The following is a 22,998-nucleotide window of genomic DNA, read 5'->3' on the forward strand; positions in this document are numbered from 1 at the left end:
TTGGTGGCCGTAAACACAGCTCGCGGCGTCGAGCGCCCGTCAGTCGTCGTCGGCTTTCGCGGCGACCTCGTCGGCGTCCCGGTCGGCGCGTGGCCCCTCCAGGTCGACGCCGGGCAGCAGATCACGGAGGTACCGGCCAGTGTGAGACTCCTCGGTTCGCGCGACGGCCTCGGGAGTGCCTTCGGCGACCAGACGGCCGCCGTGTTCGCCGCCCTCCGGTCCGAGGTCGACGATGTGGTCGGCGTTCTTGACGAGGTCGAGTTCGTGCTCGATGACCACCACGGTGTTGCCGTCGTCGGTGAGGCGGTGGAGCACGTCGATGAGTTTCCGTTCGTCCGCCGGGTGAAGTCCCGTCGTGGGTTCGTCCAGCAGATACAGCGTCTCGCCGGAGTCTTTCTTGCCCAGTTCCTCCGCGAGTTTGATGCGCTGGGCCTCCCCGCCCGAGAGGGTCGTCGAGGGCTGGCCCAGTCGCATGTAGCCCAGGCCAACGTCCTTCAGGAGTTCCAGCCGGCGGCGGATACCGCTGTGGCTCTCGAAGAAGTCGTAGGCCTCGTCGACGGTCATCCCCAGCACGTCCGCGATGGTCGCGCTCTTGTACTCGACATCGAGCGTCTCGTCGTTGTAGCGGGCGCCGCCACACTCCTCGCAGGGCACCTCCACGTCCGAGAGGAAGTTCATGTCGATGGTGACGGTGCCCTGGCCGCCACAGCCCTCACAGCGGCCGCCCTTGACGTTGAACGAGAACCGCCCCTTCTCGTAGCCCCGTTGCTTCGAGAGGTTCGTCTCGGCGAACAGCTCTCGGATGTGGTCGAAGACGTTCGTGTAGGTCGCGGGGTTCGACCGTGGCGTGCGGCCGATGGGTGACTGGTCGATCAAGCGGACCGTCTCGATCGCCTCGATCCCCTCGATGGCGTCGTGTTCGCCCGGATTGACATCGGTGTCGTTCATCCGGCGCACGAGGCCCTTGTACAGCACGTCGTGCATCAGCGTCGACTTCCCGGAGCCGGAGACGCCGGTGATGGCGGTGAACGTGCCAAGCGGGAACGCCACGTCCAGGTCCGCGAGGTTGTGCTGGCGGGCGCCCCGGACGGTGAGGTGACCGTCGGCCGCGCGGCGCTCGTCGGGCACCGGGATCTGTCGCTCGCCGGCCAGATAGTCGCCCGTGATCGACTCGTCGGCGGCTATCAACGCCTCCTGTGGCCCGTTGACGACGACCTCGCCGCCCTGCTTGCCCGGGCCGGGCCCCATGTCGATGACGTTGTCGGCCCGGCGCATCGTCTCGGTGTCGTGTTCGACCACCAGCAGCGTGTTGCCCAGGTCCCGCAGTTCCTCTAAGGTGTTGAGCAGCCGGTCGTTGTCGCGCTGGTGGAGCCCGATCGAGGGCTCGTCGAGGACGTACAGCACGCCCACAAGGCCGCTCCCGATCTGTGTCGCCAGGCGGATGCGCTGGCTCTCCCCGCCCGAGAGGGTCGCTGCCTCCCGGTCAAGGGTCAGATACTCCAGGCCGACCTCCTGCATGAACCCCAGACGGGCGCGGATCTCCTTCAATATCTCCTCGGCGATCTTGGTGTCCCGGGCCGAGAGGTTCGACTCCATCTCCTCGAAGTGGGTCAGGGCGTCGCCGATCGACATCCGATTGACCGCGGTGATGGCGGTGCCGTCGACCAGCACCGCACGGGACTCGGCCTTGAGGCGGGTCCCCTCACAGGCCGGGCAGGTCGTCGTCGCCATGAACTCCTCGATGTGCTCGCGGGCGCGGTCGGAGTCGGTCTCGACGTGGCGGCGTTCGAGGTTCGGGATGACGCCCTCGAAGCGCTCGGTCTTCTCGCGGGTGCCGTTTTTGGTCCGCCACTCGAAGTGGACTAGCTCGTCGGTGCCGTAGAGGAACTGCCGCTGGATCGACTCGTCCAGTTCCTCGAAGGGGGTATCCAGCGAGACGCCGAAGTGGTCGGCGACGTTGTCCAGTTGCCGGGAGTAGTACGTCCGGTCGTAGCTCCAGGGCTCGAAGACGTGTTTCAGCGGCTTCGAGGGGTCCGTGATCACGAGGTCCTCGCTGACCTCCTTGGTCTCGCCCAGCCCCTCACACTCCGGGCAGGCCCCGTGGGGCGAATTGAACGAAAAGGAGCGAGTCTCGATCTCCGAGATGTCGATCCCGCAGTGGGTACAGGCCAGATCTTCGGAGAGTTCGACGACCAGGCGGTCGTCCTCGGCCGCCGTCTCGTCGTCCTCGGCGTCCCCGAGTGCGCCGGTCGACCGGGCCGTCGACCCGCCCAGGGCCTCACTGGCGCCTTCCGGCGGGTCGGGGACGACGACCTTCAGCGTCCCGTCCGCTTCTTCCAGGGCAGTCTCGACGGAGTCGGTGATCCGCGAGCGGGCGTCGGGCGAGACTTTCACCCGGTCGACCACCACGTCGACGGTGTGGTCGTAGTTCTCGTCCAGGTCCGGTCGGTCCAGCGTCAGGTCGAACTCCTCCCCGTCGACCTCGACACGGGAGTACCCCTCGCTGACGAGGTCGTCGAACAGGTCCTCGAAGGCGCCCTTCTGGTCGCGGACGACCGGCGCACACAGTTTCAGTCGGGTCCCTTCGGGGAGGTCCAGAATCCGTGAGACCATGTTCTGTGCGGACTGCTCGCCCACTTCGCGGCCACACTCGGGGCAGTGGGGCGTCCCGACCCGGGCGTACAGCAGGCGGAGGTAGTCGTGGAGTTCCGTCACCGTACCGACCGTCGACCGTGGGTTGTTGGCGGCGTTCTTCTGGTCGATGGAGATGGCCGGCGAGAGCCCCTCGACGTTCTCGACCTGGGGTTTGTCCATCTGGCCTAGGAAGTTCCGGGCGTACGCCGACAGCGACTCGATGTACCGGCGTTGGCCCTCGGCGTACACTGTCTCGAAGGCGAGAGAGGACTTCCCCGACCCCGACAACCCCGTGACGACGGTGAGTTCCTCGCGGGGAATCTCCACGTCGACGTCCTTGAGGTTGTGCTCCTCGGCACCGCGGACCTCGATGACGTCCTTGCTCATCTATGGGGCTTCCAAGGACGGTGGCCGTGAAACCCTGTCGGTTCCTGCCCGTCCTGCCCGATCGACCTCGTCGAGCGGACGAGTCACAGACGGCCGTGTGGTCGTTCGAACACGTGGGGGTACGGGCGGTGTCCGTCTCGTTGCCTGAACGACGGTTTCCGCCGCTCTCGGTATGACTATGTATATTATTCCTGTTGCTTCCATCACAACTAAGTGACTGTGTGTAGACGATCAGAAATATGAGTACAACTGGCACGTACGACATCAAGGGGCTGGACCTGACCGACGACAGCTACACCGTCGAGCAGAGTCTCGTCCGCAACAAGTACAAGGCGATGGACCAGACCGGCAGCGTCGTCCTCCGTGGCAAACAGAAGATGTTCAAGGCCAAGGAGTCGTTCCCGTTCGTCGACGAGAACGACACCGATGTCTTCGAGGTCAACGCCGGCAGCATGCTCGATGTCGCTGGCAACTACACACTGACCGACTCCCAGACCGGCGAGGACCTGGTCGTCCTCGACAACGACTTCTCGATCCTGCAGGATACCTGGCGGATCCGCGACGCGGGGACCGAGGAGATGCTCGCCCAGATCGACTCACAGGGCGCCGCGGTCACGCTCGCCCGGAACTTCCTCCCGTTCGGCCAGTGGATCCCCCACAAGTACGAGATCACCGACAGCGACGGCGGCCACGTCGGCAACATCGACGGTCAGTTCTCGATGAAAGACCGCTACGACATCACGATCGACGACGCCAGTTCCGTCCCGAAGGAGGTCATCATCGCCGCCGCGATGGTCATCGACGCCATCCAGGGCAACTGAGACGACCGCAACGTTTCTTGCTGCCTGGCCCCGACCGTCGGTATGGACCGCCGGGCGTTTCTCCACAGCGTCGGCCTCGCCGGTGTCGGTGCTGGTCTCGGGAGCCAGACCGTGTCCGGCCACCCGCTGCCCGAGGGCGACGACCGGACCCCCGTCGCGGAGACGCCCACGGGCGATGGTCCGCTCGGCTTTCTCGCGCTCTCGGCGACCTACGAGGCCGTCACCAGCCCCGACGGCCACACGGCCTACGCCGCGACCGGTGACGGACTGGCGGTCGTCGACATCGTCGCGCCCACGCGGCCGCGGTTGCTGGCACGCCGGACCGACCTGCTGGGCGACAGCGAGGGCGGCCCGATCGGCCGCGTGCAGGACCTCGCTGTCAGCGGGACACGACTGCTGGTCGCCGGTCCCGCCCACCCCGCCGAGGGGGCCCACGGCCTGGTCGTCTTCGACGTGAGCGACCGGCAGTCTCCCGCTCGGACCGGGAGCGCGCTGGTCGAGACGACGATCCACAACTGCGACTTCGACGGCCGTTACGCCTATCTCACCGGGAACGGCCGCGAGGGGAGCCCGCTGTTGGTCGTCGACACCCGGACCGGCCGGGAGGTCGGGACCTGGCGGCTGACCGACGCCGACGAGCGATGGGCCGAGGCTCCCGCGACGCTCCGCCCGCTCCACGACGTGTGGGTGCAGGACGGTCGCGCGTATCTGGCCTACTGGGACGCCGGGACGTGGGTGCTCGATGTCTCTGACCCGACGACACCGGAGCTCCTGGCACGGGTCCGCGGTCGCTCGCCCGCCGAGCTCGCTGCGATCGAGGACCCCGACACCGAGCGGTCCGAGCCGCCGGGGAACGACCACTTCGTCACCGTCGACGAGGACGCCGGACTGCTGGGCGTCGGCGCGGAGTCGTGGGACCTCGCTGGCGACGGCAGCGGCGGCCCCAGCGGGCTCGCGCTCTACGATATCGCCGACCTGTCGGCGCCGACCCACCTCGCGACGATCGACCCGCCGCCGACGAGCGACCCCACGCCCGGCGGCGTCCTGACGACGGCACACAACTTCGAGTTGGTCGGCGGCCGGTGTTACTCGGCGTGGTACAACGGCGGCGTCAGGGTCCACGACCTCTCGGACCCCGCGAACCCGCGTGAAATCGCCGCCTGGCGCGACGCCGACGACACGGCGTTCTGGACCGCACAGCGGGCCAGCGACTGCTTCGTCGCCACGAGCACGAACGCCGTCGGGGGCGCCGAGGTCCAGCCCGGCCTCTACACGTTCCCGGACCCGGCCGACGCCGCGACGCCGACGGCCACGACGGCGTCACCGGCCGCGTCGGCCGAGCGGACGGACACCGGCGCCGCCGGCGACGGGTTCGGCGTCCTCGGGGCGCTGTCGGCGCTGGGGCTCACGGCGTGGTACGCCCGCCGCGACCGCCGGTCACGATAGCACGTTTTCGACGGCGGCCGCGACGCCGCGGGCGCGTTCTGCCAGTTCCTCGGGCACCGATCCGGCCGCGACGGCGGCGTCGAGTTCGTCGTCGTCGACGCGCTCGACGGTGCCGTCGGCGTGGCGCACCACGTCGACGTGCAGGTCGACGTAGCGGGCCGTCTCCGGGAAGATTTCGACGGGCGTACAGACGTTGACGTAGGTTCCCTTGGTCGTCCCCTCGCTGTCGCGGTATGTCGTCGGGTACCACCAGCGCCCCTCCTTCAGCGTCGTCTCGGCCACGTCGCCGGCTTCCTTCGGGACGCCCAGTGCGTCGTACTCGCCGCCGGGGGACATGTCCCGTTCGACGGTCACGGTTCCATCGGCCTCGACGGACTGGACCTCGGCCCGGCCCAGGCTGATGAGCCGCCCGTCGGGCTTGCCGTGGCCCAGTTCGAGCGACCCGCCCTCCCGCGGGCCGAACTGCTCGGCCGTCACGCCGAACGGGAACTCCCCGCCGGGATCGCCACACAGCGCCTCCACGTAGTCGACGGCGGCGCTCGCGGTGCGGTGGCCGGCCTTCAGCCGGTGGTGGCCCGACATCGTCGTCGTCACCGCCCGGCGGGCCTCGTCCAGTTCGAAGCGGCTCTCGCGGCCGAACCAGACCCACGTCGTCGCCTCGCCGTCCCAGTAACAGTCCGGGGCGGCCTCCGCGGCCGGCGCCGCGTCGGCGAGCGCGGCGTCGATGGCTTCGGCCCGCTCGTTGGCCGCCGACAGCGCCGCCGCCAGCGCGTCGAAGTCGGCGTCGTCGCTGGCCATCTCCCAGGAGACGCCCCAGCCGTCGCGGGGCTCTGCGGCCACCAGGTCCAGCATCGACGGGCCGCCGACGCCGCCGGTGTCGGCGCTACCCCCGCGGACGAGCGACAGCAGCGACCCGCGGACGGCGACGGTCGTCTCCAGTACGGGCCGGCCGTTGGTCCAGGGGGCGCTGGCCTCGGCGACCTGGACGCGCAGCCGGTCGCCGGTCTCGACGCGGTCGTCGGCGTTACCGTAGGGCAGGAACCCCTCGCCAGCGCCGAGGTCGACGACGGCACCGCTCCCGAGCGTCTCGGTCACCTCGCCGGCGAAGACGGCGCCGGCCGGCGTCGGGTCCGTCCACCACAGCGTGTCCCGGCCGATGTCGGTGACGGTATCGAGGACGGTCTCGGCCGTCCCGTCGTCCCCGCTGACGCCGACGCCTTGGCGGTCCTCGGTCGTCGCGACGGTCACCGCCGCTCGCTCGGTCCCGAAATCGGTGTCGAACCGCTCGCGGATCGGCCCCGACGCCTGGACGACCTCGTGGCCGGCCTCGGTCAGCAGGTGGGTCAGCGCCGTCGTGTAGATCCCTCTGAGCTTGACCGTCATAGCGCGGCCTCGTCGCGGGCGAACCGGACCCGGCCGTCCACTGTCGGCCCGAGCGTCAGCTCGATCACGTCGGCGCTGAGGACGCGCCCGCCCTCGACGGGGACCCCCCAGCGGTCGAACCGCAGATATCCGCGGATGTCGTCGGCGTGGGTGAACAGGTCACAGTAGTCGACGGCGTGTTCCTGGATGTCGGTGGCGCTGTGTGCCCGATCCATGTCGGAGTAGACCGTCTCCGCCTCGGCGAAGAAGGCCTCGATGTCGGCGGCCGCGTCGGCGGTCGCCTCGACGACGGTCTCGGAGGCCGCCTCGATCGTCGTCTGCTCGACGCCGGCCTCGCGGAGCGCGTGCTGTTCGCGCTGGGTGAAGTGCATACACGCCGGTGGGTGACACGCGAGCAAAAACGCCGCGACTCGCGGGCGGGTGGCGAGCGGTGATCGCGAGCGACGCCACCCAGCGCCCGGCAGATATCGTTTTCCCGATAGAGGGTCGTCGAGCGACCCGAGGGAAGAAGCGGCCTCAGATCGCCGTCGCGTTCAGCACGAGCATCAGTACACCGAACAGGACGCCGAAGGCGACGATTGTTCGCGGGTCGACACGGATCGTGTTCTGGTCTTCGGCGTCGAAGTACCGGACCAGCCCGGCACTGGACATGAGTCCGCCGCCGTCGCTACTGCTCATACACCACTGTGGTCAGTCCCGCGGAGTAAGCCTTTCGGCTTCGGCCGGCACACATGGACAACCCTTATCTGGTACCATAGGTTACAACGAACAGACCATGACGGTTACACTCAAGGACTTCTACGCCGACTGGTGTGGTCCGTGCAAGACGCAGGACCCGATTCTTGACGACCTCAAAGAGGAGTGGACCGATGTCGAGTTCGAGAAGATCAACGTCGACGAAGAGCAAGACGTTGCCAACGAGTATCAGGTACGCTCGCTGCCGACACTCATCATCGAGAACGACGACGGCATCGTCGAACGCTTCGTCGGCGTCACGCAGGCCGACGACCTAGAGGACGCGTTCCAGAAAGCCGGCGCCTGAGGGCGTCCCTTCTACTGGCCTCTCCACCGGACGAGCGACAGCACCGCCGCTCGGGCAGTCGAGAGCGAAAGAACCCGGCGCCGGATCAGGCGGCGGGGTCGCTGGTGTCGCCAGTCTCCGACCCGGCCACCGCGTCGTCGAGGCCGTCGGCGACCTCGTTGGGGTCGAACTCCTCGTCCGGGCGGAGTTCCCGGTCGGACGGCTCGTCGTCCTGGTGTTCGGTGACCGATTCGCCGCCGGTGACCGAGACGAAGATGTCACCGAGTTCCTCGGCTCGGTCGGGGGACTGACTCTTACTCATTGCACTCTCAGGTAGGACGTAGAGGGTATTATCGAGATGTCCTAACTCGTTAGGCACGCTCGCGTCCGGTAGTCAGACGCCGCTCAGAGGACGTTTCGCTGGCAGGAACCACACAGCGAGGGCTCTTTGACATCCACCTGGCGCACCGTCGGGGAGAAGCTCATCACACAGCGCTTGTTGTCACAGTGTTCCAGACCGAGGGTGTGGCCGATCTCGTGGACGACTTCCTTGCGGACGCGGGCCGAGAATATCTCGCCGGCCGAGCGGTTCGAGAAGCCGCCGTCCGAGGAAGTCTGGAGCCGATACGTCGAGATGACACTGCCCGAACCGCCCAGATACGCGAGGCCGAAGACGTAGTTGCGGCGCCGGTAGAACAGATCCATCGGAGTGATCGCGATGTTCTTCCCGCCCGACCCGACCCGGCGGGCCAGATCGATGAACTCCTCGGCGCGGTACTGATCGCGGTCGGCATCGTACGCACCGGCCGGGATGGACTGGGGGTCGTGCATGGAGACCTCGCAGTCGTAGGTCGCCCGCAGCCCGTCGGAGGCCTCGCGCTTGACCTGCGCCGAGACCTCACCGACCGGCACGATGTCGACGTGCATGCGAACGCATATGCCCCGCCGTCCCATAAATATCCCGACGTGAGCAATCCCGACGCGGCCCTCGCCGACCGCCTCGCTGGGGCCGCCGAGTCCGTCGTCGAGGTCGGGGTGGGGAACCGGCCGACGGTCGCCGCCGCGCTCGTCGACCGAGGGGTGAGCGTGACGGCGACGGACATCCAGCACCGACCCACCCCCGACGGTGTCCGGTTCGTCCGCGACGACGTTACCGATCCCGACCTGGCTGTCTACGAGGGCAGTGACATCGTCTACGCCCGCAACCTCCCCCCAGAACTCCACCGGCCGTTACGGTCGGTCGCCCGGGCCGTCGGTGCGGCCTGCTGGTTCACCACGCTCGGGGGCGATCCGCCGGTGGTCCCGGTCGACCGGGAGTCACTGCCCGGGGGTGTGACGCTGTACCGCACGACCGACAGGGGATAGCAACAGGCTTGAGTCCGGGGTGTCTCCCGGCGGGTATGCAGGTCGATGCGGTCGTTCTCGACGTTGACGGCGTCCTGGTGGACGTGGCCGACTCCTACCGGCGAGCCGTCGTCGAGTCCGTCGACAGGGTGTACGGTGAGACGATCTCGCGGTCGGACATCCAGCGGTTCAAGGACGCCGGCGGGTTCAACAATGACTGGGAGGTCACCGACGCCGCGGCGCTGTTCGTCCTGGCCAGCCGCGAGGCCGACGTGGCCGACATCGCGGCCTTCACCGACGCCATCGCCGAGCGCGGCGGCGGCCTGGACGCCGCGAAAGCCGTGGTCCGGGAACTCCTCGACCCGGCCGCCGCCGACCGGGTGTTCGACGCCTGGGAGCCCGACCGGCTTCGGGAGGTGTTCCAGACGCTGTATCTGGGAAGCGAGCTGTATCGCGATCTGGAGGACGGGGAGCCGGCTTTCGACGCGCCCGGCTACATCCACGACGAACCGGTCATCGTCGAGGACGGGACGCTCGAAGCGCTCGCCGAACGCTACGCCGTCGGCGTCGTCACCGGCCGCCCGGCCGCCGAGGCCGCCATCGCCCTGGACCGGGCGGGGCTGGAGCTGCCCGACGAACACCGGTTCACGATGGACGACTGGGCGGAGGGCAAGCCCCACCCGGCCGCGCTCGTGACGCTGGCCGAACGGTTCGACGCCGAGCGGATCGCCTTCGTCGGCGACACCCTAGACGACGTGACGACGGCGGTCAACGCCGGCGAGGCCGACGACCGCGTCTACTACGGTGTCGGCGTCCTCACCGGCGGGCTCACGGGCGAAGACGGCCGGCGGAAGTTCGCCGGCGTCGGCGCCAGTGCCGTCGTCGAGTCGGTCAACGACCTCCCCGAACTGCTGGAGTGAGACCGGGAGGCCTTTTGCCGGCGGCGTCCCACCCCGGGGTATGCGCCAACGGACGATGCTGGCCTGGGCGTTTCTGGTGAGCCTCTGGACCGCCATCGTCAGCGGCGCGGCCGTCTACGAACCCGCCGTCGATCTCGTCCCCGTCTACGCCGTCTCGTTCCAGCTCGTCGCCTTCGGCGCGGCCTACTGGACCATCCGGCGGAACGAAGCGACCGTCGAGGAGGCCCACCGGCCCGGACGGATGCTCATGTTCATCCTCGCGCTGTTCGTCGCGACGGTCCCGCTGGTGACGATCGCGAACGCCCTGCTGGGCCACACCTCGCCGCTGGCGATCGTCGCACAGCTACTCGGGTTCCTGATCGGGCTGGCCGTCGGGCTGTACGTCGCCTACGGTGGCGGCTTCGATTACGCCTGGGAACACTACACCTAGGCAAGCACCTCCGGTCGCACAACGCTTATTCGCGGCTCGGCCCACCCTCCCGGTATGGAAATCGCGATCCTCGGCGGCACCGGCGACATCGGTGAGGGACTGGCGCTGCGCTGGGCGAGAGACACCGACCACACGCTCGTCGTCGGCTCCCGGGACGCCGAGAAAGCCGAGGACAGCGCGGCCGACTACGAGGCGGTCCTCGCGGACCACGGCCGGTCGGTCGAGATCGACGGGGCGACGAACGCCGAGGCGACGGCCCGCGCCGACGTGGTCGTCGCGGCCGTCCCTGCCTACCACCTCACGGACACCGTCGAGGCCGTCGCCGACGACCTGGGCGATGCGGTACTGGTCTCACCGGCCGTCGGGATGAAACGCGACGAGGACGGGTTCCACTACAACCGCCCGGGCGTCGGCAGCGTCACGGAACTGGCCGCAAACGCCGCGCCCGAGGGGACGCCGGTCGTCGGCGCCTTCCACAACCTCGCGGCCGGTCGGCTCTCGGATCTGGACGCCGCCCTCGACTGGGACACCATCGTCGTCGGCGACGACGGCGACGCCAAGGCGACGGTCAGTGACCTCGCGGAAGGGATCGAGGGGCTTCGCGCGCTCGACGGCGGCCCGGTCGCCAACGCCGCCGAGGTCGAGGGACTCACTCCGCTTCTGATCAACGTCGCGCGGCACAACGACGGCCTGCACGACCTGGGCGTGCGGTTCAACTGAGCGGCCGCTCGTCGCGGTCGTACTCCGGAGACGGCAGCCGACCCGTTACGGCGAGTAGTAGTACTCGCCCGCGTTCTTTTGCTCGCGGTCCAGTTGCGAGCCCGGCTTGTTGATCCGGGGCCGCGAGGTCCGTTCGTCCCGGCGGAAGGTGATATCGAGGTTCGCCAGGAACTCGTTCATCCCCTCGCGCATCCCCTGGGGCGGGGTCGCGTGTCCCTGCTTTGCGGGCTCGCCCTCGAAGACCAGCAACCGGTCGGCCAGCAGGTCGATCATGTAGATGTCGTGGTCGATGACCATGGCCGTGGCGTCGTGGTTCTCGGCGTAGCGCCGGATCGCCGAGGTCGCCAGCACACGCTGTTCCACGTCGAGGTGTGCGGAGGGTTCGTCCAGCAGATAGAGGTCGGCGTCTTTCGAGAGGCAGGCCGCGATGGCGACCCGCTGGCGCTCGCCCCCGGAGAGGTCGGTGAGTTGCTGTTCCATCACCGACTCCAGTTGCAGCGGTTGGGCGATCTCGGTGTTCCAGTAGGAGGTCCCGAAATCGTCGGTGATCGTCGAGAGGAACGCGTCGACCCGCATCGGCTGGTCGATCTCGATGTACTGGGGCTTGTAGGCGATGTCGAGATCCGCGTCGACCGATCCCTCGCTCGGTTCCAGGCGGCCCGCGAGCATCTTCGCGAAGGTGGACTTCCCGATGCCGTTGGGGCCGACCACACCGAGCACCTCGCTCTCGCGGATGGTGCCCGAATCGATCGAGAGCGAGAACTCGCCCTCGCCGTAGCTCTTGGTGAGGTTCGGGTACTCGATGACCACGTCGCCGGTCGAGGCCGTCCGGGGGGCGTGTTCCTCGAACTCGATCTCGGTCTGGCGCACCCGCATGTTCTCGTTCTCCAGGTAGCCCGAGAGGTACTCGTTGATCCCCTTCTTGGTGGATTTGGGCGAGGTGATGACACCGAACGCCCCGGGGGTCCCGTAGGCGACGTTGATGTTGTCCGCGAGCAGGTCCAGGATCGCCAGGTCGTGCTCGACGACGAGCATCGAGCGGTCGCCGTCCTCGGCCAACTCGCGGATCAGCCGCGCGGCGGTCATCCGCTGGCCGATGTCCAGGTACGGCGTGATCTCGTCGAGGAAGTAGAAGTCCGCGTCCCGCGCCAGCGTCGCCACCAGCGCGACCCGCTGGAGTTCGCCACCGGAGAGGTCGCCGATGTGGTTGTCGACGACCGGGCCGATGCCGGTTCGCTCGATCAGTTCGTCGAGCGCCCCGCGTTCGTCGGTCCGTTCGAGCAGTTCGCTCGCGGTCCCGTCGAACTGGTCGGGGATGCGGTCGACGTACTGAGGCTTGCGCGCGACGGTGATGTCCCCGTCACGGAGCTGTTCGAGGTAGTCCTGCAGCGCCGTGCCGCGGTACTCGTCCAAGATCTCGTCCCAGCCCGGCTCGGTGCCGTACTGGCCGAGGTTGGGCGCCATCTCGTCGGCCAGGATGCGGACGGCGGTCGTCTTCCCGATCCCGTTCGGGCCGAGGATGCCGGTCACCTGGCCCTCCGCGGGCGCGGGCAGGCCGTACAGGGCGAAGGCGTTCTCGCCGTAGCGGTGGACCGGTTCCTCGGTCAACTCCTGGGGGAGGTTGACGATCTCGATCGCGTCGAACGGACACTTGGTGACACAGATGCCACAGGACTCGCCCAGACAGATCTCCTCGGAGATGCTGACCTGGTCGGGCTTGCCCTCGAAGGGTTCGTCCTCCTCGTACTTGTCTTCCCGTTTGACGATGCACTCTTTCCCGCTGCGGTTGGGCGGGCAGTAGTTCATGCACTCGTAGTTGCAGCGGTCGGGCTGACACCGCTCCAGGTCCACGACCGCGATACTGTCCTCGGCCATCGTTACGCCCCCGTGGTCAGCAGGATGCCCCAGGCGACAAACCAGAGCGCGAACGTCATGAAGGCGATGTAGAGGACATCCTTCGTCGAGAGGTCATCCTGGCCGATGCCGACGACCTTGAGGACCGGGAACTGTGCGAGGACGGCGGCTGCGAGGATGGCGATGCCGATGGTATCGGTCGCCCCGCTCGCGACGGCGTTCGAGGCGAACGCCGCGGCGATACCGGCCACCGCCGTGATCGTCGTGACGGTGAGCCCTCGCATGTGCGAGCTCATGCCGTCCGCCGTGTCCGTTGCCATACGCGCACTTGGACTACCCACGGTCAAAAGGGGCGCGGTTCCGCGATCCGCGGTCGCTCGTGGCCGCCAGGGCCGGTCTCTCGAACTAACTCCTCAATCTTTATGCATCCGGCGCCTCTCGGTGGAGGTAATGACGGAATCCGACGGGGAGGAAATCGCGGATCTCCCTCCGAGCGCGAAGCTCGTGTACAAAGTTCTGGAGTACGACGGGCCGCTCACGCAGAAAGGGATCGTCGAGGAGTCGATGCTCTCGGCGCGGACGGTACGCTACGCACTCGAACGCCTCGACGAAGTCGGTGTCATCGAGGAGGACGTATACTTCGCCGACGCGCGACAGAACCTCTACGAGATCACCGAACAGCCGGCCGAAGCCGACGCCGCCGTCTCGGACTGACCGGCCATCGGCGATCCGCGTTCTCTCTCACTCCGCGCTCCGCTCGCAGAGCCGTGCGGTCCTCGTGACCGTCGCGAACTCCCCCGAGAGCTGTGCGAGCGCCGTCCGGTGGACCAGATCGGCCGGGAACGTCTCGCCGTCCAGCGTCCGGTCGAACGTCGCGGTCGCGTCTTGCACGACGGTGACCGCGAACCCGCGGTTTTCCGCCATCCTGACCGTCGTCGAGACGCAGTGGTCGGTCGTCAGCCCACAGACGACGAGGGACCCGATGTCGTGCTCCCGTAACCACGACTCCAGGTCCGTGCCGACGAACGCGCCGTTGACTCGTTTCGTGACGACGTGTTCGCCGTCGTCCGGTGCCAGTCCCGGCGTGAACGCGAACCCGGGCTCCCCGTCCCGCAAGGGCGAGTCCGGCTCCGTCGAGTCGTGGCGGACGTGGACGACAGGAGAGCCGCGCTCGCGCCAGGTCGCCAGCAACCGCTCGGCGTGGCCCTCCGCGTCGGGGTTGTTGCGGGGGCCCCACCGGTCGTCGTCGAACCCCCGCTGGAAGTCCACCAGCAGGAGCGCCGGATCGGGAGCCATCAGTCGGCCGGCTCCGACTGTCCGGGCCGCCCGACGAGCCACTTCGACTTCGGGTGGTCGCGCGTGACAGTCATCGGGCACTCGTCGGGGGCCTGCTCGTCGTCCGAGGCGAGCATGTACTGGGGCCACTCGCGGTCGCCCTCGACGCCCCAGTCGCCCAGGTCGGCGTGCGGGCAGACGCCGTCGTACTCCGTCAGTCGGTCCTGGATCACCTCGCGGGCGTGCTGGCCGGCGGCCGTGTCGGCGGTCACGTCCAGGGACTCGAACAGCGCGCGCGGCTGGAACGTGATCTCGAGTCCGACCGGGCAGTACCGGCTCTTGCGGGTGTCGTAGAAGGGCGCCCGACAGGTCGGGAACATCGGCTCGCCGGCGAAACAGAACTCCCAGTGAGGGTCTTCGGGGTCGGTCGGGATGGCCTCTGGCCAGGGCTCCGGGTCGTGGACGTGGAGGAACTGGAGGACGTGCCAGAGCGCGTCGTGGTACTCGGATTCGGTCAGCGGGCGCTCGGTCGGCTCGAAAAACGTCACCAGCGACGCCCGCTCGCTGTGGTCCCGGTAGGTCGCCAGGTACGACTGCAGCGTCTCTCCGAGTGAAAACAGCGCGTCCGGGTCGGTCAGCGAGGGGACAGCGGTGTACAGTGGCTCACCTTCCCTGACCGACTCGGCGCCGAAGAAACAGGGAAACGGCGAGCCGTTCCGCTGCCCGGTCAGCCCGTCCCGGAACGTCCGCCAGTGGTCGGCGACCCACGACGGGGCGTCCCCGGCGTCGACCCAGGCCGCGAGCGTCTCCTGATCGAGCAGCGTACCGACGACTGCATCGCTCATGTCCGTCAGTTGGCCGCTGTCGACATCTATCCGTCGGTCCCCTGTGGCTCCGGTCCCGCCCGGCTCGAACGGCGAGCCGTTCAAAACTATTATGAAATAGTAATTCACGAATATATGCGTACTGATGGCACATGTACTGACAGGAGACATCAAGGGGGATGTCACCGCGGGGCCGACGGCAGCGACGGTCCCACAGCGGACCGAGCAGACACCGGCGACCGGAACCGACCGAGGTGACCGATGACGGACGAGCAACCACAGCCGAACGGGGTGGTCCGGGCGATTCGAACGGTGACGCCGGACTTCGTGCGCCGGCGGTTCGCGCTGAAGTTCTTTCTCGCCTTGCTGTGTATCGGCCTGCTCGTCGGCGCCGTCGGCATCTACGGCACCCAGCAGGTCCGCGGCGAGTTCGAACAGCAGGTGTTGAGCGAACACGCCAACATCGCGAAACAGGCGGCCGAGAGCCGGGCCGACTGGAACCAGCGAAACATGAACTACGTCGAGACGATGGCCCGATCCGGCCCGGTCACCGCCGGGGACACCTCCGAGATAAAACGCTATTTCGACGCCGAGATGCGCGGGCGGGACTACGCCGACGACAGCCAGCCCAACCTCCACTACGTCGACCTCTCCGCGGGGAAGATAACCGCGTCCTCGAAGTCGAACTACCACGGATCGACCATCTCGATGCTGAACGAGACGCTCGTCGAGTCGATCCGCTCGGGGTCGGGGACCCGGGTCACCGACGGCTACACCAGCACCGCGACGCTGGGGGACCCGCGCGACCGGATCGCGTACGTCACGCCGGTCACCGCCGACGGCGACACCTACGTCGTCTACACGGTCCCGCTGCGGACGTTCACGGGAACCAGTTTCGGCGCCAGCGACAGCACGTCGATGGTCGTCGACGGACGGAACCGCATCCTCCTCCACCAGAAGAAGAACGCACTGTTGCTCCAGCCATACGGCGAGGACAACGGCGCACCCGGTGCGGCACGGGAGCTCGGCCCCGCCGACTCCGGTGCGATGCGTGCCGGCCCGACTGTGGGCGCGCTCGGCGAGACACCGTCGCTCGCGGGCGCCGAGTACGTCGTCGGCTACGCGCAGGTACTCGGCACCGACTGGACGGTCCTGGTCCACACGAACGTCGGGACCGCCTACGGGACCGTCCGACAGGTCGCAAACCAGGGCCTGTACGCGACGCTGCTGGGCGTCGCCGCCATCGGAGTCATCGGCGTCGTCCTCGGCCGGAACACGACCCGAGCGATCGACCGACTCACCCGCAAGACCGAGCGGATGCAGGCGGGCGACCTCGACGTGACGATCCACTCGGGCCGGATCGACACCGTCGGCCGGCTCTACGACGGCTTCGCGGCGATGCGTGACTCGCTGAAAGACCGGATCGCCGAGGCCGAACGCGAACGCAAGAAGGCACAGGTCGCCCGCGACGAGGTCATGGAGACCAACGCCCACCTCCAGCACATCGCCGCCGACTACTCGGCGGTCATGGGGCAGGCCGCCGCCGGCGACCTCACCCAGCGCATGGAGACTGACGGGGAGAACGACGCGATGGACGCCATCGCAGAGGACTTCAACGAGATGATCGAGGAACTCGAAAAGACCGTCGGCCAGCTCAAGAGCTTCTCCGACCGGGTCGAGGAGTCCGGGCAGGTCGTCGGCTCCAGTGCGGCGAGTGTCAAGGAGGCCGCAGAGCAGGTCGCCGAATCGATCCAGCGGATCTCCGACGACGCCGACCGGCAACGCGAGGACCTCCAGTCGGCCATCGAACGCGTCGACGACGCCGTCGCCGCCCTCGAATCGGGCGACACCGAGACGGCACAGTCCCACCTCGACGAGGTCACCCGGACGCTGACCGACGTTGGCGACCGCACCGAGGCCACGATGGCCGAGTCCGAGAACGTCGCCGGCGCCGCCGAGGAACAGGCCGCCGAACTCAACGAGGTCTCCCGGCGGGCCGACGAACTCGTCCGCTACGTGACGCCCCTCTCGGAGATCCTCCGGGAGTTCGACACCGAGGAAGAACACGAGTTCGTCTTCTCGGGCGGCCCGAGCGGACGGATCGAGACCGACGACGACTGACCAACCACTTTTTACTGCGGGGGTTCGCGGCGCGAACCCCCGTTGCAAAAACGTGGGGAAAACGGCCGAACTCGCGCCGCCGGCGCGAGTTCGGGGTACTACCGGAGTACCGAGACCGCCGCCGTTCAGGACGGCGCGACGGTGATCGTCTTGCCGCGGTCGATCGCGCGTTCGAGTTCCTCGGCGATCCCCGAGCCACGGGAGACCTGGACCTCGCCGCCGCGGGAGACGGTCGCGGTAAAGAGGTACTCGCCGTCGGCCTGGACCTCGACGGTCTCGCCGGCGTGGCCCTCCAGGGGGATCATCACGTGCCGGGAGGTGACCTCCGGCGTGACGATCTCGCCCTGTTTGCTGCCCTCGGGGTCGGCCTGCGGGCCGCCCGAGGGGCCGGCCGGCCGGTCCTCGAAGGTCCGCACGTCGATGTCGATGCCCAGGCGGTTCTCCACGTCGGAGATGCGCCCGCCGCCCTTGCCGATGACCTGTGAGATGTCGTCGTCCTCGACCCAGACGACGGCGGTGTTGGGGCCACGCAGTTCCACCTCGACGTGGCCGCGAGCGATCGAGCGGATCTCGCGCTCGACCTCCTGTTTGGCCAGGCGGTCGACGCCGGAGTCCTCGCTGTCGTCGTCCTCGTTGAGCGGGACGGTGACGACCTGGCGGTTGAAGGTGTAGATCTCGTACTCGGGCTGGCCGGTCTCGAAGTCACGGACGACGATCACCGGGCGCGCGAGGTCCTCCTCCATCAGGCCCTGGGGGACCTTCACCTCGGTCGTCACGTCGTAGACGGTGTCGACTTTGCCGGCCTCGATGTAGACGACGGTGTCGACGATCTGGGGGATCAGTCCCAGTTCGACCCGGCCGATCAGCCGCTGGAGCGCGTCGACGGCGCGGGTCGCGTGGACGACGCCGACCATCCCGACGCCCGCCAGGCGCATGTCCGCGAACACCTCGAAGTCGTCGGTCTTGCGGACCTCGTCGTAGATCGTGTAGTCGGGCCGGACCATCAACAGCGAGTCGGCGGTCTTCTCCATCGACCCGCCCAGGGCGGTGTACTGGGTGATGTCGGGACCGACCTGGAGGTCGCGTGGCTTCTCCATCGTCTTGACGGCGTAGTCGGCGTCGACGAGGAACTCACCGACCGCCTGGGCGAAGGTGGACTTCCCGGCGCCGGGCGACCCGGAGATGAGGACGCCGCGCTGGTGTTCGGTGAAGCGGTCCCGCAGTTCGTCGGCGTGTTCGTAGTCGTCCAGCTCGGTCTTGACGATCGGCCGGACGGCGGTGATCTCCCGGGCGTCCGAAAAGGGCGGCCGGGCCATCGCGATCCGGAGGTCCTTGAACTGGACGATCGTCATGCCCGGTTCGTCGAGTTCGACGAACCCCTCGGGCGAGGAGCGGGCGGCCTCCTCGATGTCCTCGACGTACTCGCGGAGTTCGTCCTCGGTGGCGATGGCGTCGCGGATCGGCTGGTAATGCATGTCGCCGATCGACCCCTTCTTGGCGAACGGCTGGACCCCCACTTTCAGGTGGACGCTCATCGTCCCCTCGTCGAAGAAGTTCTCGATCTGGAGCCGTTCGACGGTGCGACCGCGGGGCTCGACGTACTCCACGTCCAGCCCTTTCGCGCGGGCGACCTCGGCCTGCACGTCGTCGCTGGTCACGAGCGTCGCGCCCCGGTCCTGTGCAACGTCCCGGATCAGCGCGTCGATCTGGCCCTCGCCGGCCTCGCGCTTCTCGATGGCGTCCGGTCGGCGGCCGACGTACTCGATGTCGATGACCCCTTCCTCGGCGAGGTCGACCAGTCGCTGGAGCTCTTCGAGCCCCTCCCAGCCGGTCTCCCGGCCGTCGTTGGCCTGTGCTTCGAGTTCGCCGACGACGGCTTCGGGGACGACGACCGTCGCGCCGGCAAAGCCCCTGCCGTCGACCGTCGCGTCGGGGTCGGCGTCGGCTTCGACCTGCTCGGACACGCGGCCGTCGATGACCACGCTCGTGTCCGGTACGATTTCCATACAGTCGGTAGGGTCCCGTCGCCTGATAAGGATGTTCAACCGGCCCGGAAAGCGCGACGCCGCCGAACTCTTGACCCGGGGGGTCCCAGGGACAGGCATGACCACGACCGTCGCGGACCTCACCCAGCAGTTGGTCGCGATTCCGAGCCACCGGGAGGGCGATCACGACGAACGGGCCGCCGGCGACTTCGTCGCGTCCTGGCTTCGGGACCACACCGACGCCGCCGTCCGGCGCGACGAGGTTGGTAACGTCGTCGCACGCAAGGGGGCTGGCCCCTCCCTCGCGCTCGTGGGCCACCACGACGTAGTCCCGCCCGACGACTCCCAGGTCACCGCCGACGGCGACTACGTCGTCCAGCGCCGCGACGGCCGCCTCTACGGCCGCGGGACCGCCGACATGAAAGGCTGTGTCGCGGCGGCGATGCTGGCGTTCGCAGAGGCCGACCCAGCGGGCGAACTCGTCTTCGCCTCCTTCGTCGGCGAGGAACAGGGCGGGATCGGCTGTCGGGCGGCCATCGAGGCGGGGTTCGCGCCCGACTACGCCGTCGTCGGCGAGGGGTCGACCGGCTACTCGGCGGCCGGCGTCACGGACGTGGCCGTCGCCCACAAGGGCCGTCGCGGTTCGACGATCGTCGCCGAGGGCGCGGCGGCCCACGCCAGCGAACCCGACGCAGGCGAGAACGCCGTCTATCGCGCCTGTGACGCCGTCGACATCGTCCGCGACCTGTCGTTCCCCGAGACCGAAGTGCTGGGTCACTCGCTGTCGGGGAGCGTCGCCGTCACCGAGATCGACGGCGGGTCCGCCTGGAACGTCGTCCCCGAACGCTGCACGGCGACCGTCGACGAGCGGACCGTTCCCGGCGAACGGGCACCGCTCTCGCGGGTCGAGACCGTCGAGGGGGTCTCCCTGCGGGTCGATCAGGACCTCCCGCCGATGGCCTGTGGCGACGCCGCCTTCGCCGAGACCGTCCGGTCGGCCGCGGCCGCGGCGCAGGACGGCACCCCCGAACAGGTCGTCAAGCCCCACGCGACCGACGCGGGCTGGCTCGCCGACGCCGGAACGGAGTGTGTCGTCGTCGGCGCGGCCGAACCCGGCGAGGCACACACCGCCGACGAGAGCGTCTCGATCGAAGTCCTAGAGCGGTGTCGCGAGATATACGAACGGGTCGCCGAGACCTGGCCCGCAGCGGAGAACTGACACCGTTTACCGCCGACCCTGTCCATTTACCGTCTGACGCCTAACGGCATCCTATGGCACACGCGAGCGAGCAGTCCTCCACCTACGAACAGTTCCTCGATCACGTCCGACAGCTCCACTACGTCCAGGACGCCAACGGCGTCCTCCAGTGGGACCAGCAGGTGATGATGCCCGACGCCGGGACGCCGGCCCGGGCCAAGCAGTCTTCGGCCATCTCGACGCTCCACCACGACCTGCTGACCGACGAGCAACTGGGCGAGTGGCTCGACGACCTCGAAGCGAGCGACCTCGACGACGAACAGCAGTCTGTCGTCCGCGAGGTACGACGCGACTACGAACGGGCCGTCAGGGTCCCCTCGGATCTGGTCGAGCGCATCTCGGAGGCTACTTCGAACGCCCTGCCGGTGTGGAAGGAGGCCAAAGCCGAGGACGACTTCTCGGCCTACGAGGAGACGCTGGAAGAACTGGTCGAACTCCGCCGGGAGTACGCCGAGGCCATCGACCCGGATCGGGACCCCTACGAGGTGCTGTTCGAGGAGTACGAGCCGTACCTGGGGATCGACACCGCCGAGGCGGTGCTGACCCGCCTGCGTGACGAACTCGTCCCGTTGATCGACGACATCGCCGACAGCGGCGTGACGCTCGCGGACCCGTTCGAGGGGACCTACGACGACGACACCCAGCACGCCCTCGTCGAGGAGGCCCTGGACGTGCTGGGCTACGACTGGGACCGGGGCCGTCTGGACACCGCCCCGCACCCGTTCTCGACGGGGACGCAGTTCGACGCTCGGGTGACCACGCGGTTCAAGCCCGACGACCCGCTCGACGCCGTCGGCTCGACGATCCACGAGTTCGGCCACGCGACCTACACCCTGGGGCTGCCCCAGGCGGAGTACGGGACACCGCTTGGCTCGAACCGGGACCTCTCGGTCCACGAGTCACAGTCCCGCTTCTGGGAGAACCACGTCGGCCGCTCGCTCCCGTTCTGGGAGTTCTTCACCGACACCGCCAACGACCACCTCGGGACCGACGCCACCCCCCGAGCGTTCTACGAGGCCGCCAACGAGGTGTACGACGACAACCTCATCCGGGTCGAGGCGGACGAACTGACCTACCACATGCACATCATCCTCCGGTTCGAGATCGAACGCGATCTCATCCGCGGGGAGCTGGACGTATCGGAGGTTCCGCAGGTCTGGAACGACAAGATGGAGGAGTACCTCGGCATCCGGCCCGACACCGACGCTGAGGGCTGTCTGCAAGACATCCACTGGACGAACGGCGCCTTCGGCTACTTCCCGACGTACACGCTCGGGTCGGTACTGGCCGCGCAACTGGACCACCACATCCGCCAGGACCTCGCCGTCGACGACCAAGTCCGGGCCGGCGAGTTCGACGATATCCACGACTGGCTGACCGAACACGTCCACCGCCACGGCGCCCGGTACACGACCGACGACCTGGTCAGGGAGGCGACCGGCGAGTCCTTCACCGCCGATCACTTCCTCGACTACGCCGACGGAAAGTACCGCGCGCTGTACGACTGCTGATCGGTCCGTCCGATTATCTCCTCTGATACCGTTTGGTATGGCACTTTTATAACAGTAGTACGACACACTGACCACGATGGTCCAAGGAGAGCTCGATAGCGACGAATTAGCGACCGAGAGCGACATCGACGACGACATCGACGCGGATATCGAAGACGACATCGCCGAAGACATCGACCGCCAGGCCGGCTACGACCACGAGCAGGCCAGCGAGATCCAGACACTGATCGCCGAACTGGAGAACTCCTCGGTCGACATCGCCGAGGAGACTGACGACATCCGGGCACAGGCGGCCGACCAGTACGAGACGGTCTCGGAGGTCGCAAGCGAGGTGTCGAACCTCTCGGCGTCCGTCGAGGAGATCGCCGCCTCCTCGGAGGAGGTCTCGGCGGCCACCCGCGAGGCGAAACAACTCGCCGAACAGGGCCAGGACAACGCCGAGGATGTCTACGCGGCCATGGAACGCATCCAGGCGGCCGCCGACAGCGTCGCCCGGGATGTCCAGACCATCCAGGAGAGCGTCGCGGAGATCGACGAGATCGTCGAAGTCATCAACGACATCGCCGACCAGACGAACATGCTGGCGCTGAACGCCTCGATCGAGGCCGCTCGGGCCGGCGAGGCGGGCGAAGGGTTCGCCGTCGTCGCCGACGAGGTGAAGTCGCTGGCCGAGGAGTCCCAGACCCAGGCGACGACGATCGAGCAGATGATCGAGGGCATCCAGGACGACACCGCGAACGCCGTCGAGAGCCTCGAAGAGAGCAACACCGAGATCGACGAGGGGATCGAGACCGTCGAGGAGTCGACGGAGATCCTCGACGACATCGACGACGCGGTCAACGAGGTCAACCACGGGATCGAGGAGGTCGCGACGGCGACCGACGAACAGGCCGCCGCCACCGAAGAGGTCGCGAGCATGCTCGACCAGTCGACGACCGCCGCCGAAGGGATCGCCGACTCGACCGCCGAGATTGCCGACGAGGCCGTCGAGCAGACCGACCAGATCGCGGCGATCAACCGGAAGATGGACGACCTGGTCGCGGACCTCCAGCGCAACAACTGAC

23 protein-coding genes are annotated in these 22,998 nt (G+C 68.1%); 12 read left to right on the top strand and 11 right to left on the bottom strand.

Translation table 11 applies throughout. From position 1 onward, the window contains the following. Positions 1-39 precede the first annotated feature (39 nt). A complete protein-coding gene (gene uvrA / locus P1L40_RS12240) occupies positions 40-3,021 on the bottom strand; it encodes an excinuclease ABC subunit UvrA (protein ID WP_284007346.1) in 2,982 nt (993 codons plus the stop codon). A 239-nt stretch (positions 3,022-3,260) separates the two neighbouring features. On the opposite strand from uvrA, the gene P1L40_RS12245 reads away from it, so the two are divergent. Together P1L40_RS12245 and P1L40_RS12250 are read left to right on the top strand one after the other, a co-directional pair. Continuing rightward, positions 3,261-3,842: an LURP-one-related/scramblase family protein gene (locus P1L40_RS12245; RefSeq protein WP_284007347.1), complete on the top strand. Its 582-nt coding sequence runs from the start codon at positions 3,261-3,263 to the stop codon at positions 3,840-3,842. 42 nt (positions 3,843-3,884) lie between these two features. Then, positions 3,885-5,288, top strand: a complete 1,404-nt coding sequence (locus P1L40_RS12250) for an LVIVD repeat-containing protein (RefSeq protein ID WP_284007349.1) — start codon at positions 3,885-3,887, stop codon at positions 5,286-5,288. Here P1L40_RS12250 and P1L40_RS12255 read toward each other — a convergent pair. The 3 genes from P1L40_RS12255 to P1L40_RS12265 form a co-directional block, all read right to left on the bottom strand. Further along, the gene (locus tag P1L40_RS12255; protein WP_284007350.1) at positions 5,280-6,671 is read right to left on the bottom strand and encodes a ribonuclease FAU-1 family protein; all 1,392 of its coding nucleotides are present in this window, start codon (positions 6,669-6,671) and stop codon (positions 5,280-5,282) included. The genes P1L40_RS12250 and P1L40_RS12255 overlap by 9 nt on opposite strands. After that, positions 6,668-7,042: a DUF7532 family protein gene (locus P1L40_RS12260; protein WP_284007351.1), complete on the bottom strand. Its 375-nt coding sequence runs from the start codon at positions 7,040-7,042 to the stop codon at positions 6,668-6,670. Before P1L40_RS12260 ends, P1L40_RS12255 begins: the two co-directional genes overlap by 4 nt. A gap of 145 nt (positions 7,043-7,187) precedes the next feature. Beyond that, positions 7,188-7,349, bottom strand: a complete 162-nt coding sequence (locus tag P1L40_RS12265) for a preprotein translocase subunit Sec61beta (protein WP_284007352.1) — start codon at positions 7,347-7,349, stop codon at positions 7,188-7,190. A gap of 97 nt (positions 7,350-7,446) precedes the next feature. On the opposite strand from P1L40_RS12265, the gene P1L40_RS12270 reads away from it, so the two are divergent. Continuing rightward, positions 7,447-7,713: a thioredoxin domain-containing protein gene (locus P1L40_RS12270; protein WP_284007353.1), complete on the top strand. Its 267-nt coding sequence runs from the start codon at positions 7,447-7,449 to the stop codon at positions 7,711-7,713. An 85-nt stretch (positions 7,714-7,798) separates the two neighbouring features. Here P1L40_RS12270 and P1L40_RS12275 read toward each other — a convergent pair whose 3' ends face one another. Then, complete coding sequence (locus tag P1L40_RS12275) at positions 7,799-8,014, bottom strand: hypothetical protein (RefSeq protein WP_284007354.1); 216 nt, start codon at positions 8,012-8,014, stop codon at positions 7,799-7,801. Positions 8,015-8,097: 83 nt separating this feature from the next. Continuing rightward, entirely contained in the window at positions 8,098-8,619 is a 522-nt protein-coding gene (locus P1L40_RS12280) for an archaemetzincin family Zn-dependent metalloprotease (RefSeq protein ID WP_284007355.1), read from the bottom strand. 39 nt (positions 8,620-8,658) lie between these two features. Between P1L40_RS12280 and P1L40_RS12285 the strand changes: the two genes are divergently transcribed. From P1L40_RS12285 to npdG, 4 genes are read left to right on the top strand one after another with little or no spacing between them, the layout of a single operon-like run. After that, positions 8,659-9,057 (top strand): UPF0146 family protein, encoded by a 399-nt coding sequence (locus tag P1L40_RS12285; RefSeq protein WP_284007357.1) that lies wholly within the window; start codon positions 8,659-8,661, stop codon positions 9,055-9,057. Between the two features lie 35 nt (positions 9,058-9,092). Next, entirely contained in the window at positions 9,093-9,956 is an 864-nt protein-coding gene (locus tag P1L40_RS12290) for a TIGR01548 family HAD-type hydrolase (RefSeq protein ID WP_284007359.1), read from the top strand. 40 nt (positions 9,957-9,996) lie between these two features. After that, entirely contained in the window at positions 9,997-10,386 is a 390-nt protein-coding gene (locus tag P1L40_RS12295; protein WP_284007361.1) for a hypothetical protein, read from the top strand. A 54-nt stretch (positions 10,387-10,440) separates the two neighbouring features. Then, complete coding sequence (gene npdG, locus P1L40_RS12300) at positions 10,441-11,106, top strand: NADPH-dependent F420 reductase (protein WP_284007362.1); 666 nt, start codon at positions 10,441-10,443, stop codon at positions 11,104-11,106. A gap of 45 nt (positions 11,107-11,151) precedes the next feature. Here npdG and P1L40_RS12305 read toward each other — a convergent pair whose 3' ends face one another. Together P1L40_RS12305 and P1L40_RS12310 are read right to left on the bottom strand one after the other, a co-directional pair. Next, positions 11,152-12,981: a ribosome biogenesis/translation initiation ATPase RLI gene (locus P1L40_RS12305; RefSeq protein WP_284007363.1), complete on the bottom strand. Its 1,830-nt coding sequence runs from the start codon at positions 12,979-12,981 to the stop codon at positions 11,152-11,154. 2 nt (positions 12,982-12,983) lie between these two features. Beyond that, positions 12,984-13,280: an EMC6-like membrane protein gene (locus P1L40_RS12310; RefSeq protein ID WP_284007364.1), complete on the bottom strand. Its 297-nt coding sequence runs from the start codon at positions 13,278-13,280 to the stop codon at positions 12,984-12,986. Positions 13,281-13,410: 130 nt separating this feature from the next. Between P1L40_RS12310 and P1L40_RS12315 the strand changes: the two genes are divergently transcribed. Continuing rightward, positions 13,411-13,674 (top strand): ArsR family transcriptional regulator, encoded by a 264-nt coding sequence (locus tag P1L40_RS12315; RefSeq protein WP_284007366.1) that lies wholly within the window; start codon positions 13,411-13,413, stop codon positions 13,672-13,674. Between the two features lie 27 nt (positions 13,675-13,701). On the opposite strand, the gene P1L40_RS12320 is transcribed toward P1L40_RS12315, so the two are convergent. Beyond that, entirely contained in the window at positions 13,702-14,256 is a 555-nt protein-coding gene (locus tag P1L40_RS12320) for a cysteine hydrolase family protein (RefSeq protein ID WP_284007368.1), read from the bottom strand. Beyond that, positions 14,256-15,080, bottom strand: a complete 825-nt coding sequence (locus tag P1L40_RS12325; RefSeq protein WP_284007370.1) for a YqcI/YcgG family protein — start codon at positions 15,078-15,080, stop codon at positions 14,256-14,258. The genes P1L40_RS12320 and P1L40_RS12325 overlap by 1 nt, the downstream gene beginning before the upstream one ends. A gap of 240 nt (positions 15,081-15,320) precedes the next feature. Here P1L40_RS12325 and P1L40_RS12330 point away from each other — a divergent pair, with 240 nt between their 5' ends. Continuing rightward, positions 15,321-17,180 carry a PDC sensor domain-containing protein gene (locus P1L40_RS12330; RefSeq protein ID WP_284007372.1) on the top strand — a complete coding sequence of 620 codons (1,860 nt, stop codon included), beginning with the start codon at positions 15,321-15,323 and terminating at the stop codon, positions 17,178-17,180. Positions 17,181-17,305: 125 nt separating this feature from the next. On the opposite strand, the gene P1L40_RS12335 is transcribed toward P1L40_RS12330, so the two are convergent. Further along, positions 17,306-19,186, bottom strand: a complete 1,881-nt coding sequence (locus P1L40_RS12335; RefSeq protein ID WP_284007374.1) for a PINc/VapC family ATPase — start codon at positions 19,184-19,186, stop codon at positions 17,306-17,308. Positions 19,187-19,283: 97 nt separating this feature from the next. On the opposite strand from P1L40_RS12335, the gene P1L40_RS12340 reads away from it, so the two are divergent. The 3 genes from P1L40_RS12340 to P1L40_RS23730 all read left to right on the top strand — a co-directional run bounded on the left by P1L40_RS12340 (position 19,284) and on the right by P1L40_RS23730 (position 22,997). After that, positions 19,284-20,384, top strand: coding sequence for a M20 family metallopeptidase (locus tag P1L40_RS12340; protein WP_284007375.1), 1,101 nt, complete (start codon positions 19,284-19,286; stop codon positions 20,382-20,384). A gap of 53 nt (positions 20,385-20,437) precedes the next feature. Beyond that, positions 20,438-21,934 (top strand): carboxypeptidase M32, encoded by a 1,497-nt coding sequence (locus P1L40_RS12345; protein WP_284007377.1) that lies wholly within the window; start codon positions 20,438-20,440, stop codon positions 21,932-21,934. A gap of 457 nt (positions 21,935-22,391) precedes the next feature. After that, positions 22,392-22,997 (top strand): methyl-accepting chemotaxis protein, encoded by a 606-nt coding sequence (locus tag P1L40_RS23730; RefSeq protein WP_473092373.1) that lies wholly within the window; start codon positions 22,392-22,394, stop codon positions 22,995-22,997. Position 22,998 lies beyond the last annotated feature (1 nt).

This window comes from Haloarcula pelagica (genome assembly GCF_030127105.1).
GTDB lineage: Archaea > Halobacteriota > Halobacteria > Halobacteriales > Haloarculaceae > Haloarcula > Haloarcula pelagica.

What these genes read in the sequence shown, in the direction of transcription:
- P1L40_RS12340 (WP_284007375.1), top strand. Translation starts at nt 19,284, where the DNA reads ATGACCACGACCGTCGCGGACCTCACCCAGCAGTTGGTCGCGATTCCG.
- P1L40_RS12270 (WP_284007353.1), top strand. Translation starts at nt 7,447, where the DNA reads ATGACGGTTACACTCAAGGACTTCTACGCCGACTGGTGTGGTCCGTGC.
- P1L40_RS12305 (WP_284007363.1), bottom strand. Translation starts at nt 12,981, where the DNA reads ATGGCCGAGGACAGTATCGCGGTCGTGGACCTGGAGCGGTGTCAGCCC.
- uvrA (WP_284007346.1), bottom strand. Translation starts at nt 3,021, where the DNA reads ATGAGCAAGGACGTCATCGAGGTCCGCGGTGCCGAGGAGCACAACCTC.
- P1L40_RS12255 (WP_284007350.1), bottom strand. Translation starts at nt 6,671, where the DNA reads ATGACGGTCAAGCTCAGAGGGATCTACACGACGGCGCTGACCCACCTG.
- P1L40_RS12330 (WP_284007372.1), top strand. Translation starts at nt 15,321, where the DNA reads ATGACGGACGAGCAACCACAGCCGAACGGGGTGGTCCGGGCGATTCGA.
- P1L40_RS12265 (WP_284007352.1), bottom strand. Translation starts at nt 7,349, where the DNA reads ATGAGCAGTAGCGACGGCGGCGGACTCATGTCCAGTGCCGGGCTGGTC.
- P1L40_RS12320 (WP_284007368.1), bottom strand. Translation starts at nt 14,256, where the DNA reads ATGGCTCCCGATCCGGCGCTCCTGCTGGTGGACTTCCAGCGGGGGTTC.
- P1L40_RS12275 (WP_284007354.1), bottom strand. Translation starts at nt 8,014, where the DNA reads ATGAGTAAGAGTCAGTCCCCCGACCGAGCCGAGGAACTCGGTGACATC.
- P1L40_RS12280 (WP_284007355.1), bottom strand. Translation starts at nt 8,619, where the DNA reads ATGCACGTCGACATCGTGCCGGTCGGTGAGGTCTCGGCGCAGGTCAAG.
- P1L40_RS12290 (WP_284007359.1), top strand. Translation starts at nt 9,093, where the DNA reads ATGCAGGTCGATGCGGTCGTTCTCGACGTTGACGGCGTCCTGGTGGAC.
- P1L40_RS12315 (WP_284007366.1), top strand. Translation starts at nt 13,411, where the DNA reads ATGACGGAATCCGACGGGGAGGAAATCGCGGATCTCCCTCCGAGCGCG.
- P1L40_RS12325 (WP_284007370.1), bottom strand. Translation starts at nt 15,080, where the DNA reads ATGAGCGATGCAGTCGTCGGTACGCTGCTCGATCAGGAGACGCTCGCG.
- P1L40_RS12260 (WP_284007351.1), bottom strand. Translation starts at nt 7,042, where the DNA reads ATGCACTTCACCCAGCGCGAACAGCACGCGCTCCGCGAGGCCGGCGTC.
- npdG (WP_284007362.1), top strand. Translation starts at nt 10,441, where the DNA reads ATGGAAATCGCGATCCTCGGCGGCACCGGCGACATCGGTGAGGGACTG.
- P1L40_RS12310 (WP_284007364.1), bottom strand. Translation starts at nt 13,280, where the DNA reads ATGGCAACGGACACGGCGGACGGCATGAGCTCGCACATGCGAGGGCTC.
- P1L40_RS12335 (WP_284007374.1), bottom strand. Translation starts at nt 19,186, where the DNA reads ATGGAAATCGTACCGGACACGAGCGTGGTCATCGACGGCCGCGTGTCC.
- P1L40_RS12345 (WP_284007377.1), top strand. Translation starts at nt 20,438, where the DNA reads ATGGCACACGCGAGCGAGCAGTCCTCCACCTACGAACAGTTCCTCGAT.
- P1L40_RS23730 (WP_473092373.1), top strand. Translation starts at nt 22,392, where the DNA reads ATGGAACGCATCCAGGCGGCCGCCGACAGCGTCGCCCGGGATGTCCAG.
- P1L40_RS12245 (WP_284007347.1), top strand. Translation starts at nt 3,261, where the DNA reads ATGAGTACAACTGGCACGTACGACATCAAGGGGCTGGACCTGACCGAC.
- P1L40_RS12295 (WP_284007361.1), top strand. Translation starts at nt 9,997, where the DNA reads ATGCGCCAACGGACGATGCTGGCCTGGGCGTTTCTGGTGAGCCTCTGG.
- P1L40_RS12250 (WP_284007349.1), top strand. Translation starts at nt 3,885, where the DNA reads ATGGACCGCCGGGCGTTTCTCCACAGCGTCGGCCTCGCCGGTGTCGGT.